We start from the raw sequence: 11,924 nt of genomic DNA, 5'->3' as shown, positions 1-11,924 counted from the left end.
ACTCGCCCGCCCCGCCGTGCGCCTTGAGCAGCTCCGCGAGCCGGGGGCCCAGAACGACTGCCGCGGGGACCTTCTCCGTACACGAGCCCCGCCGCAGCGCGATTGCGCTGCGGCGGGGCTCGTGTACTGCGCTACTTCAGTTGTGAAGGAATCAGGCCGTGGCCGGGTCGCTCGTCGGGTCCGATGGGGTGTCGGCGGACCCCTCGGCGTCCTGGGCCGCCTGCTGAGCGGCCTGGGCCGCCTTCGCTGCGGCCTTGGCCGTCTTCGCGCGTTCGTCCGCGTCGGAGCGGATCGCACGCCACGCAGACTCCGCGGCCTGCTGCTCCGCCTCCTTCTTGCTGCGGCCGGTGCCGGTGCCGTACGAGACGCCTCCGACGCGGGCGGCAGCAGTAAAGGTCTTCTCGTGGTCCGGGCCGGTCTCCGAGACCAGGTACTCGGGCACGCCGAGCCCCTCGGTCGCGGTGAGTTCCTGGAGGCTGGTCTTCCAGTCCAGGCCCGCGCCCAGATTCGAGGACTTCTCGATCAGCGGGTCAAAGAGCCGGTGGACCAGCTCACCTGCCGCGTCCAGACCCTGGTCGAGATAGACCGCGCCGATCACCGCTTCAAGGGTGTCGGCGAGGATGGATGCCTTGTCCCGGCCTCCCGTGCCTTCCTCGCCCCGGCCGAGCCGGATGAAGGAGCCGAGTTCGAGGCCGCGGCCCACCTCCGCCAGCGCACGCGAGTTGACCACCGCGGCCCGCAGCTTGGCCAGCTGGCCTTCGGGCAGGTCGGGGTGGGTGCGGTACAGCGTGTCCGTGACGACCAGGCCGAGCACGGAGTCCCCGAGGAACTCCAGGCGCTCATTGGTCGGCAGACCGCCGTTCTCGTACGCGTAGGAACGGTGGGTCAGCGCACGCACCAGAAGGGCGGACTCGAGCTTGTAGCCGAGCCGCCCTTCCAGAAGCGTGTGGGACGAGGCTGTGTTTTCCGCCTTTTTCTTGGCGTTCGAGTCCGCCTTGGCGTCAGACATCAGACCTCTCACCAGCCGCTCAGACCTCGAGGACCTGGCGCTTGTTGTAGGTGCCGCAAGCGGGGCAGGCAATGTGCTGCTGCTTGGGCTCGTGGCAGCGCTCGCACGCAACCAGGGTGGGGACCGCAGCCTTCCACTGCGACCGGCGGTGGCGCGTGTTGCTGCGCGACATCTTCCGCTTCGGAACAGCCACGGCTACTTCTCCTGCTTCTCGTCGACGCCCGCTTCGGCGCCGCTCATCTCGTCCTTCTCGCCATCTTCGAGTGAACCGGCGAGTCCCTGCAGTGCCGCCCAACGGATGTCGACGGCGTCATGGTGGTGGTCCGGGTCGTCCGCGAGCCGGGCTCCGCACTCGGAGCACAGGCCGGGGCAGTCGTCCTGGCACACCGGCTGCATCGGCAGTGCGAGCACCACCGCATCACGCAGCACGGATTCGAGGTCGAACAGGCCGTCCTCGAGGAAGAGCCTGTCCTCGTCTTCCTCGGCGTCGTCGGCCGGTTCCGCTTTGGGGCGGCCCCGGTCATCGGCGTCAGGGTACGAGAACATCTCCTGGAAGTCCGCTTCGAGCTCCTGCTCGAGCGGCTCCAGACACCTTACGCACTCCCCCTTGGCCTGCGCACGGGCGGTGCCTGTGACAAGCACCCCCTCCATGACCGACTCAAGGCGGAGTTCGAGCTCCACCGGGGCGCCTTCCGGCACTCCGATGACTCCCTGGATCCCGAGATCCCTGGGGGCGTCGATCGTGCGGGTCAAGCGCTGCAGCGCGCCAGGACGCCGCCCCAGCTCGTGTGTGTCGAACACGAGAGGGTTGCGGTGGTCGAGGCGGGTGTTCAGAGCCATTCCTGCTTTCGATCTTCGAAGCTCTAGGGGATGCCACCCGTGGTGTTCCGTGGGCAGCGTTGATCGCGGACGTACGCGCGACCGAAGAGCCAGGATACTGGACCTTTCGCTCTCGGCCCAATCCGGTGGGCGCTCCCGGTCCCGTGCACCGGCCTGCGCCCCGGCCGAAGCCCGGCCGCGCCCCGTACTCAGGCCCGACGAGCCGCGCGCTCAAGGCCCGACGAGCCGCGCTCAGTGCCCGCCCGAGCCGCGCACTCAGTGGCCGCCGCGCCCCTGCTCGTACGCCCGCAACTGCTCGGCGCTGATCATGCTGGTGTCGAAGAGGCTGGTCTCGTCCAGGTCGTGCGCCTGAGAATCCTGCCCGTGCGTCTGCGGCTGGGCGTAGGCCTGCTGCCGGCTCTGGTCGTACGCCTGCTGCTGGTCGTAGCCCTGCTGCTGCGGGTAGGCAGCGTACGGATCGGCCTGCTGATACCCGTACGCGTCCTGCTGGGCGTACTGCTGTTGATAGCCGTACGGATCGGCCTGCTGCTGGTACGCGTAGGAGTCCTGCTGCCCGTAGGAGGGCTGAGCCGGTACCTCGGGCGTCTGGACGGGCTGCTCGGGGGCGTCGGAGAGCTCCGCGAGGCCGGCCAGGTAGTCGGCGTCGCTGGTGTGCTGGGCGGTCGCCCCGTCGTCCGTGAGCAGGCCCAGGTCGTCGCTGGCGATCCGGCCGTGCAGCTTCTGCCGACCGCGGCCGACGGCCTCCAAGGTCTTGGCCAGGACGGCCTCGAAGGCACCGAGCTTCACGTCGACGTACTCGTCGGCGTTGCGGCGCAGGGTCTCCGGGTCGTGGCTGCGCTCCGGGGCGTCCTCGTCCTCGTACCCCTGCTCGTCGACGCCGGGGCCTGTGCCGAGGAGCTTCTCGCGGCCGCGGCCCACGGAGCCGAGGGTCTTGGTGAGGACGACCTCGAAGTTGGCGAGCTTGGAGTCGACGTAGTCGTCGGCCTCCACGCGGATCTCCTCGGCCTCCTTGCGGGCCTCGGAGAGGATGCGGTCCGCCTCGTTCTGGGAGCGGCGGGCGACCTCGGTGTCGGAGATCAGGGAGCCGCGCTCGGCGTGCGCGGACTGGATGATCCGCTCGGCCTCCTGACGGGCCTGCTCCACCATTTCCTCGCGGCCGCCGATCAGTTCCTCGGCCTGGGCGAGGGAGCCGGGCAGGGCCTGGCGCACCTCTTCGAGCATCGAGAGCAGCTCGGCGCGGTTGACCACGCACGAGGCCGACATGGGCAGGGAACGGGCGCTGCCGACCGTCGACACGATCTCATCGAGCTTCTTCTGCACGTCCACCGTGTGCTCGCCACTCTCTACAGCTGTGATGGAGACGGACGGGTCGACTGTACGACCACTCCTGCCCCGCCCGACACCGGGTGACGGACTGTCAGGGTCTCAGCCCTTGCCGAGCCGCTCCTTGAGCGCCTCGAGGACCACCGGCGGCACCAGGTGGGAAATGTCGCCGCCCCAGGTCGCGACCTCCTTGACCAACGAGGACGAGAGGAAGCTGTAGGTGGGGCTGGTCGGGATGAACAGCGTTTCGACGCCCGAGAGGCCGTTGTTCATCTGGGCCATCTGGAGTTCGTAGTCGAAATCGCTGACCGCGCGCAGGCCCTTGACGATCGCGGGGATGTCGCGCTGCTTGCAGTAGTCGACGAGCAGGCCGTGGTAGGCCTCGACCTGGACATTGCCGTACTCGGCGGTGACCTGGCGGATCAGCTCGATCCGCTCGTCGACGGTGAACAGGCCCTGCTTCGCCTGATTGATCATCACCACGACGTGCACGACGTCGTACAGGCTGGAGGCGCGGGCGATGATGTCGAGGTGTCCATTGGTGATGGGGTCGAATGACCCCGGACAGACGGCGCGGCGCAACTGTGGTCCCTCGCTCTCCGGTCCGGTCATCGTGCGTCTTCGCACGTAGAGGCGGCGCGACCGTACCAAAACGTCCCCTCGCCGTAGCGACGGGCCCGGAGCCCTGCAAAGCCGTCCGGCCACCCGAATTCGCCACCTCTGGTGCTGCGCTCCACGGTGACGAGGGCTTCGGCCGCTAGCCAGCCCTGCGCCCGGAGTGTGAGCAGAATCTCGCGAAGATCGTCGTCCGTGACAGCGTACGGCGGGTCCAGAAAGACCAGGTCGTACGGGTCCGCCGGCGCCGACCCCTGGATGATCTGCTCCGCTTTGCCCGATCTGACCTCGGCGCCCGGAAGGCCCAGTGACTTCACGTTCTCGCGGATGACCTTGGCCGCGCGGGCGTCCGCCTCGACGAGCAGGGTGTGTCCGGCGCCGCGGCTGAGCGCCTCCAGGCCGACGGCACCGGAACCGGCGTACAGATCGAGCACGCGCTCCCCCTCCAGCGGGCCGCCGAGCAGGGACTGCCAGGTGGAGAAGAGGCCTTCGCGCGCCCTGTCGGAGGTGGGCCGGGTGCCGGTGCCCGGCGGGACGGCTAGGCGGCGTCCGCCGGCTGCGCCGGCGATCACGCGGGTCATCTCGGGTCCTTGTTCGACGGGATGGTTACGGATCCAGTCTGGCAGGCGGGGGTGGGGGACGCTTTACGTCGGGGGTGGCCGCGGGTTCGTTCCGGTTGCTCGTGCAGTTCCCCCGCCCCCTTCAGATTCAGAGGCGCTGTCATCAACCCTTGTCCAGGTACTGCTCCCTCTCCTCGTCCAGCAGAGCCTGGAGAGCCGTGCGCAGTCCCGGGAGCCGCTCGAGCTCCGGGTCGGCGGCCACCACCGCTGCGGCCTCCTCGCGGGCCTCGGCGATGATCTCCTCGTCGTCGATGACGGCGAGCATGCGCAGCGAGGAGCGGACGCCGGACTGGGCCTGGCCGAGGACGTCGCCCTCGCGACGCTGTTCCAGGTCGATGCGGGAGAGCTCGAAGCCGTCGAGCGTGGACGCCACCGCGTTCAGCCGCTGACGGGCCGCGCTGGCCTCGGGCATCTCGCTGACCAGGAGGCAGAGTCCGGCGGCCGAGCCTCGGCCGACCCGTCCGCGCAGCTGGTGGAGCTGAGAGACACCGAACCGGTCGGCATCCATGATCACCATCGCTGTGGCATTCGGCACATTCACCCCGACCTCGATGACGGTGGTCGCCACCAGCACGTCGGTCTCACCCGCGGCGAAGCGGCGCATGACGGCGTCCTTGTCGTCGGGCTGCATACGGCCGTGCAGGACCTCGACCTTGAGTCCCTGGAGGGGGCCCTTGGCGAGCTGGTCGGCGACATCGAGGACGGCGAGCGGCGGGCGCTTCTCCGCCTCGTCCTCGGGGGACTTCTTCTTGGTCTTCTTGGGGTCGTCCTCCTCGTCCCCGATACGGGGGCAGACCACATACGCCTGATGGCTGTTGTCCACTTCCTCACGGACGCGCTCCCACGCGCGCGTCAGGAAGTGGGGCTTGTCCGCGGCTGGGACGACATGGCTGGCGATCGGCGAGCGGCCGGCGGGCAGCTGGTCGAGGACGGAGGTCTCCAGGTCGCCGAAGACGGTCATCGCCACGGTGCGCGGGATGGGTGTGGCGGTCATGACCAGCAGGTGTGGGGGCTGCTTGCCCTTGCCACGCAAGGCGTCGCGCTGCTCGACACCGAACCGGTGCTGCTCGTCGACCACGACCAGGCCCAGGTCGTGGAACTGCACCTTGTCCTCGATCAGCGCATGCGTGCCGATCACGATCCCGGCCTCTCCGGTGACCAGATCGAGCAGCGCCTGCCTCCGGGCGGCCGCGCCCATGGAGCCCGTGAGCAGCACGACCTTGGTGGAGTGCTCGGCCCCTCCGAGCATGCCGCCCTCAGCCAACTCCCCCATCATTTCCGTGATCGACCGGTGGTGCTGCTGGGCGAGCACCTCGGTGGGGGCGAGCATCGCGGCCTGCCCGCCCGCGTCGACGACGGCGAGCATGGCGCGCAGGGCCACCATCGTCTTGCCGCTGCCCACTTCTCCTTGGAGCAGCCGGTGCATCGGGTGCTCGGTCGCGAGGTCGTCGAAGATCTCCTTGGAGACCTTCTGCTGGCCCTCGGTGAGGGTGAAGGGCAGCTTGCCGTCGAAGGCGCTGAGCAGGCCGTCCGCCTTGGGGGTGCGGGCCACTGCCGGGAGCTGCGCGTCGGCGTGGCGGCGGCGGGCCAGGGCGACCTGGAGGACGAAGGCCTCGTCCCACTTCAGGCGGGCACGGGCGTCATGGATGTCCGCCTTGGTCTGCGGGCGGTGGATCTTCAGGAGGGCCTCGGGGAGGGCGACCATGCCGCGGCCGTCCCGGAGGGAGTCCGGCAGGGGGTCGACGGCCTCCTGGGCGCTCGGCAGCACCGTCTGCACCGACTTGGCGATCTTCCAGGACTCCAGCTTGGCGGTGGCCGGGTAGATCGGGATGAGCGCGCCCGCCCAGGAGTCGACGGTCTCGGCCGCGTCGTCGCCGTCGCCGCGCAGCAGCTCGTACGCCGGATGGGCCAGCTGGAGGCGGTGGTTGAAGACGGAGACCTTGCCGGAGAACATCGCGCGCGTGCCGGGCAGAAGGTCCTTGTGGGGCTTGTGCACGCCGTTGCCGAAGAAGACCAACTGGAGGCGGCCGCTGCCGTCGGTGATGGTCACTTCGAGGCGCTGGCCCTTGCCGCGGGGGGCCCTGGACGAGGCGAAGGTGTGCAGGCGCGCGTCGGCGACCTGGGCGACCACCGTCACATGCTCGTCCATGGGCAGGTCGGCGAGGTGGGTGAGCTGACCGCGCTCCTCGTATCTGCGCGGATAGTGGTGCAGCAGATCGCCGACGGTGTGCAGGTCGAGGTGCTCGGCCATCACCTTGGCGGTGGCGGGACCGAGTACCTTCTTCAGTGGTTCTTCGAGCACGGGCACGAGATCCATTGCACACCACTGCACCGACAATGCCGTATACGTCCCGGAAATCCGCTGGTCAGGCGGGTCGTTCCGGGCCTAGGATGGCGCGCTCCGGCCCTCTTCGCGGTCACCGTCCGCCGGGACCGCCCGACCCCGCGCCGTCGCCCGTCCCCCCACCCACCGGCGCAGCGACGATGGACTCCCAGACTTCACAGCCATCACAGGCACCTCAGTCACCTCATACGTTCCAGGTCGACCTGCGCGGTTTGGTGGACCTGCTCTCCCATCACCTCTATTCCAGTCCCAAGGTCTATCTGCGCGAGCTGCTGCAGAACGCGGTGGACGCGATCACCGCGCGACGCGCCGAACAGCCGGACGCGCCCGCCACCGTGCGCCTGTACGCCGAGGGCGGCGCCCTGCGAGTGGAGGACTCCGGTGTGGGGCTCACCGAGTCCGACGTGCACAACCTCCTCGCGACCATCGGCCGCAGCTCCAAGCGGAACGACGGTCTGGAATCGGCCCGTTCCGACTTCCTCGGGCAGTTCGGCATCGGGTTGCTGGCGTGTTTCGTCGTCGCCGAGCGCATCCGGGTCGTCAGCCGCAGCGCACGCACGCCCGAGGCGGCGCCCGTGGAGTGGACGGCGGCCGACGACGGCTCGTACACCGTGCGCACGCTGCCGCACGAGGCGCGCACCGAACCGGGCACCACCGTGCACCTGGTGGCGCGCGCCGGGGCGGGCGAGTGGCTGAGCGAGGAGCGGGTGCGTTCGCTGGCGCGGGACTTCGGGTCGCTGCTGCCGTACGACGTGCGGGTCGGCGACGAGGTGATCGCGGACCTTCCGGCGCCCTGGGACCGTGCGTACCCGAGCCCCGCCACCCGAAGGGTGGCCCTGGCCCGGCACTGCCACGACCTGTTCGGTTTCACGCCGCTGGACTCGATCGACCTGGACGTGCCGCTCGCCGGGATCCGGGGCGTGGCGTACGTCCTGCCGTCCGCGGTCAGCCCGGCCCAGCGTGCCGGCCACCGCGTGCACCTGAAGGGCATGCTGCTCACCGAGCGGGCCGAACAGCTGCTGCCCGACTGGGCGTTCTTCGTGCGCTGCGTCCTCGACACGGACAGCCTGCGGCCCACCGCGTCACGGGAGTCGCTGTACGAGGACGAGACGCTCGCGGCCGTACGGGAGGCGCTGGGCGAAAGGATTCGCGCCTGGCTGACCGGGCTCGCGGCGGGCGATCCGGAGCGACTGGCCGCCTTCCTGTCGGTCCACTACCTGGGCGTGAAATCCCTTGCGCGGCACGACAAGGAGATGCTGCGCACGATGCTCCCGTGGCTGCCCTTCGAGACGACCGACGGGCGGCTGTCCCTGGAGGAGTTCGCGCAACGGCACCCCGTAGTGCACTTCACGCGGACCGTGGAGGAGTACCGGCAGGTCGCGCCGATCGCCTCCGCGCAGGGCATCGGGGTGATCAACGGCGGCTACACGTACGACAGCGAGCTGATCGAGGCACTGCCGTCCGTGCGCCCGGGCACGGCGGTGTCGGAGCTCGACGCCGACACCGTGACGGCCCACCTGGACGCGGTCGACCCGGCCGAGGAGCTGGCCCTGTCGGCCTTCCTGGCGGCCGCGCGGGCCAGACTCGACCCCCTGGGCTGCGATGTGGCCCTGCGCGCCTTCCACCCGCTGTCGGTCCCGGCGCTGCACCTGGACGACCGGGCGGCCCGCCACGAGCAGGCCCGCGCGGAGGCCGAGGAGCAGGCCGACGACCTCTGGGCGGGCATCCTCGGCTCGCTGCGCGGCAGCGCCCCACGCGCGCGTCTGGTGCTCAACCACCTCAACCCGCTGATCCGAAGGATCAGTTCACTCAGCGACCCGGAGCTGATAGGCACCGCCACGGAGTCCCTCTACGGGCAAGCGCTGCTGATGGCCCAGCGCCCGCTGCGCCCCGCGGACTCCGCGCTCCTCAACCGCGCGTTCATCGGCCTCCTGGAGTGGGCCACGCACACCGACCCCGGGAAGGACGACCGCCGATGAGCAGCCAGGCCATGGACTTCGACACCCTGCGCCAGGCGATGGCGGACAACTACGAGCAACCGGAGGGTCCCGCCCGCAACGCGCGCGCGGAGCAACTGCTCGTCGAGGCCGAGAAACTGAACATCCCGCTCGCCGTCATCGAGGCGCTCGGACACCAGCTGAAGGTCTACAACTACAGCTCCGAGAAGGACAAGATGTTCGTCCCCTTCGCGCGCCTGCTGCGCATGTGGGACGAGCGCCCCGAGGACTTCGACGAGTACGAGATCCACTCCCTGCACTGGGTCTTCAAGTGGATGTCCGCCGGAATGCTCGACCAGCCGCACATTCCGCTCGCCTCCATAGAGAAGTGGCTCGGCGAGATGGAGCACCGCTACCGGCTGGCCGGTCACTCCGAACGGGCCGTGCGCGGCGCCGAGTTCAGCGTCGCGGCCCACCTGGGCGACCTGGAGCGCGCCGAGCGGGCCTACGCCGCCTGGCTGGCCGCCGACCGGGACACCATGGCCGACTGCCACGCGTGCGAACTGCACAGCCAGGGCTGGTGGCGCGCGGAGCGCGACGCGGACGCGGAGGCGCTGGAGCTGTGGACCCCGGTCCTGGAGGGCGAGTACACCTGCGCCCACGAGCCGCACACCGTCCTCGCCTCCTCCCTGCTCCCCCTGCTGCGGCTGGGGCGCGTCGACGAGGCACGCGCCCATCACCTGCGGGGCTTCCGACTGGTGCGTGCCATGGAGAGCATGCGCGGGGCTTACGCGGACCACGTGGAGTTCTGCGCGCTCTCCGGCAACGAGGCGCGCGCCCTGGAGCTGCTCGCGGAGCGGCCCGCGTACTTCACGGACACCGGTGACCCGCGCAGCAAGCTGGACTTCATGGCCGTGGTGGCCCTCCTGATGGGCCGCCTGACGTCGCTCGGGCTCGGCGAACAGACAGTGCCCGGACCTGCCGGACAGGCGTGGACCGCGGGTGAACTCGCCGTCCACGCGCGCGGGGAGGCACTTTCGCTGGCGGCGCGCTTCGATGCACGCAACGGCACCTCGCACGTCAGTGAGCGCGCCCGTGCGCGGATGGATCAGCCGCCGCTCGTGGACCGGCTGCCTCTGGGCGTGCGCTCAGCACGAACCGCGCGCACCCCCGTGCCGGCGCCGCCCACGAGCGCTGTCACGCGACCGGCCGCCGAGCCGGACCTGTCCGCGCTGCTCGCCGAGGCCCGGCGGCTCTCGGCCCTGCGGAGCCCCGACGCCGTCGAGGCGTGGGCCACGGTCTCGCGGGCCGCCGAGGGCCATGAACTGGATGTCCGCGACCGCGCGGAGATGGCCGACCACGCGGCGATGGGCCGCGGTCCGGAGGGCATCGAACTCTTCCACCGCGCGGCCGAGTTGTACGCCGAGGCGGGCGACCCCGGCGAGGCGCTGGCCGCCCGCGCCCGCGCCACGTACGTCCACGCCCTGTCCGGCGCGACCGAGGAGGCCCTCACGGCCGTCTCCGAGCCGTACGAGAAGGTGCTCGCCCTCTTCGCGGGGGGCGGAACGGGGGTGTCTCAGACAGCGTCCGTGCTGGTGGGGCGGGCGCGGATATTGATGCACCGCCTGGATGAGGCCGGGGGCGCAGCGCAGGCCGGGGGCGCAGCGCAGGCCGGGGGCGCTCTGGTGACCGACGCCGAGGAGGCCGCACGGGAGTTGCTGGCGCTTGCCGAGCCGCATGTCGCGGACGACGTGGCAGTGGCCTCACGGGCGGCGGAGGCGCAGGCGATGCTCGGGGAGCTCGCGGCGCGTTCCGGGGACGCCGAGGCGGCCGCGGAGCTGCTCTCGCGGGCCGTGCAGACGTTCGTGGCGGCCGGGCTGCCGTGGTTCGCCGTCGAGTACGACTCCCGGCTGGCCGGGATCGCCCTGCACCGCGGCGACACCGAGGGCGCGGAACGGGCGGCGCGCGCGGCGCTGGACCACGGAGGGATGTACCTGGAGCCCATGGGCCAGGCGCAGCTGCACCTGCAGCTCGCCGAGATCCTCGGCACCACGGGGCAGCTCCGGCCCGCCGCGGAGCATGCCCTGGAGTCCGCGCACTGGGCCGACGAGGCGGGCGAGGCCGCCACGCTCGGCGCCTGGGCCCGGCACCAGCTCGGCGGTTTCCTGCTCCGTCAGGGGCGGTGGGCGGAGGCCGCCGAGGTGCTCGAGTCGGCACTGCCCGATCTGACCGCCGAGATGCACGGCGACGGAGCGATCGTGCAGACGCGGTGGTGGCTCGGTGACTGTCTCACCGAGCTCGGCGAACACCGTGAGGCCGCCGAACACTGGTTGCGGGCCGCGGACATCGCCCGGCACTGGCCCGAACAGCGAGACCACGCGATGCTCGCGCATCTCGCCGCCGAGGCCCTCGGGCACGCTGGGCTGCCCGCCCAGGCGGACCAGGCGTACGCCCGAGCCGGCGACCTCTGGCGCGCCCTCGGCAACGTCCACGGGCTCGTCCGGTCGCTGCGGGCGCGTGCGTGGGCCGTGGCTCGTACGGATGCGGGGCTCGACGGGGCGCGGGAGTTGATGTCGACGGCTGTGCGGGAGTGCGAGTCGGCGGTCGAGGGGGCGTCGGCCGTCGCCGGTTCGCCGTCGGACTCGCTGTCCGACTCGCCTGCCGGCTCGCCGGAGGACGAGGATGTGCGTGGTCGCCTCGTCGCCGAACTCGGCCACACCTGTCGCCAGTTCGGGGACCTCCTGGCCCGTTCCGTGCCCGACGCGACGGACGAGGCCGCCGCCCGGGTCGCGTTCGAAGAGGCCTTGGCCCACATGACTCGGGCGATCTCGGTGTTCGGCTCCCTCGGCGAGGATGCCCTTGACGCCCGCACCGGTGCCGAGCTCGCCGCCGGGTGGCTGGAGGCCGACCTACGGCGCCCCGCCGCGGCCTGCGCACGCGCGCGTGCGGTGCTTTCCGCGTATGCGGGAGTGGAAGGGGAGACCGCGGAGGCTCGGCGAGGCGAGGCGGAGAACATGCTCGGGCTGGTGGAGGCGGGTACGGAGCGCTGACTGGGGGGTTCGGGTGGGCGGGGGGGGCGCCCCCGTCGCCGTTGCCCGTCCCGTCCCGTCCCGTCCTGGGGGCTCCGCCCTCAAACGCCCGCTCCTCAAACGCTCGCTCCTCGAACGCCGGAAGGGCTGAACTTTTGCCGGCCGGGGCTTGAGACTTCTGGCCCGTCCGGCGTCCGAGGACGAGGC

Annotated in this window: 9 protein-coding genes; 2 read left to right on the top strand and 7 right to left on the bottom strand. The window is 71.0% G+C overall.

From position 1 onward, the window contains the following. Positions 1 to 151: 151 nt before the first annotated feature. From rnc to recG, 7 genes are all read right to left on the bottom strand, one after another. Complete coding sequence (gene rnc, locus IEY95_RS28190) at positions 152 to 1,009, bottom strand: ribonuclease III (RefSeq protein WP_189188961.1); 858 nt, start codon at positions 1,007 to 1,009, stop codon at positions 152 to 154. A 19-nt stretch (positions 1,010 to 1,028) separates the two neighbouring features. Then, complete coding sequence (gene rpmF, locus IEY95_RS28185) at positions 1,029 to 1,202, bottom strand: 50S ribosomal protein L32 (RefSeq protein ID WP_028802425.1); 174 nt, start codon at positions 1,200 to 1,202, stop codon at positions 1,029 to 1,031. Between the two features lie 2 nt (positions 1,203 to 1,204). Then, entirely contained in the window at positions 1,205 to 1,849 is a 645-nt protein-coding gene (locus tag IEY95_RS28180) for a YceD family protein (protein WP_189188960.1), read from the bottom strand. 255 nt (positions 1,850 to 2,104) lie between these two features. Continuing rightward, complete coding sequence (locus IEY95_RS28175; RefSeq protein WP_189188959.1) at positions 2,105 to 3,175, bottom strand: F0F1 ATP synthase subunit B; 1,071 nt, start codon at positions 3,173 to 3,175, stop codon at positions 2,105 to 2,107. A gap of 99 nt (positions 3,176 to 3,274) precedes the next feature. Then, the gene (coaD, locus tag IEY95_RS28170) at positions 3,275 to 3,784 is read right to left on the bottom strand and encodes a pantetheine-phosphate adenylyltransferase (protein WP_189188958.1); all 510 of its coding nucleotides are present in this window, start codon (positions 3,782 to 3,784) and stop codon (positions 3,275 to 3,277) included. After that, on the bottom strand, positions 3,781 to 4,401 hold the full coding sequence (gene rsmD, locus IEY95_RS28165) for a 16S rRNA (guanine(966)-N(2))-methyltransferase RsmD (RefSeq protein WP_268240524.1): 621 nt from the start codon (positions 4,399 to 4,401) through the stop codon (positions 3,781 to 3,783). Before rsmD ends, coaD begins: the two co-directional genes overlap by 4 nt. A 109-nt stretch (positions 4,402 to 4,510) precedes the next feature. Next, positions 4,511 to 6,724 carry an ATP-dependent DNA helicase RecG gene (gene recG / locus IEY95_RS28160; RefSeq protein ID WP_189188956.1) on the bottom strand — a complete coding sequence of 738 codons (2,214 nt, stop codon included), beginning with the start codon at positions 6,722 to 6,724 and terminating at the stop codon, positions 4,511 to 4,513. A 167-nt stretch (positions 6,725 to 6,891) separates the two neighbouring features. Here recG and IEY95_RS28155 point away from each other — a divergent pair, with 167 nt between their 5' ends. Together IEY95_RS28155 and IEY95_RS28150 are read left to right on the top strand one after the other, a co-directional pair. Continuing rightward, positions 6,892 to 8,730: an HSP90 family protein gene (locus IEY95_RS28155; protein ID WP_189188955.1), complete on the top strand. Its 1,839-nt coding sequence runs from the start codon at positions 6,892 to 6,894 to the stop codon at positions 8,728 to 8,730. Further along, positions 8,727 to 11,738 carry a tetratricopeptide repeat protein gene (locus tag IEY95_RS28150; RefSeq protein ID WP_189188954.1) on the top strand — a complete coding sequence of 1,004 codons (3,012 nt, stop codon included), beginning with the start codon at positions 8,727 to 8,729 and terminating at the stop codon, positions 11,736 to 11,738. The genes IEY95_RS28155 and IEY95_RS28150 overlap by 4 nt, the downstream gene beginning before the upstream one ends. Positions 11,739 to 11,924: the final 186 nt, after the last annotated feature.

Source organism: Streptomyces albiflavescens, from assembly GCF_014645835.1.
Taxonomy (GTDB): Bacteria; Actinomycetota; Actinomycetes; order Streptomycetales; family Streptomycetaceae; genus Streptomyces; species Streptomyces albiflavescens.
Note: the sequence above shows the minus strand (reverse complement) of the source record. Positions and strands in the feature narration are given on the sequence as shown.

What these genes read in the sequence shown, in the direction of transcription:
- rnc (WP_189188961.1), bottom strand. Translation starts at nt 1,009, where the DNA reads ATGTCTGACGCCAAGGCGGACTCGAACGCCAAGAAAAAGGCGGAAAAC.
- IEY95_RS28180 (WP_189188960.1), bottom strand. Translation starts at nt 1,849, where the DNA reads ATGGCTCTGAACACCCGCCTCGACCACCGCAACCCTCTCGTGTTCGAC.
- coaD (WP_189188958.1), bottom strand. Translation starts at nt 3,784, where the DNA reads ATGACCGGACCGGAGAGCGAGGGACCACAGTTGCGCCGCGCCGTCTGT.
- recG (WP_189188956.1), bottom strand. Translation starts at nt 6,724, where the DNA reads ATGGATCTCGTGCCCGTGCTCGAAGAACCACTGAAGAAGGTACTCGGT.
- IEY95_RS28155 (WP_189188955.1), top strand. Translation starts at nt 6,892, where the DNA reads ATGGACTCCCAGACTTCACAGCCATCACAGGCACCTCAGTCACCTCAT.
- IEY95_RS28150 (WP_189188954.1), top strand. Translation starts at nt 8,727, where the DNA reads ATGAGCAGCCAGGCCATGGACTTCGACACCCTGCGCCAGGCGATGGCG.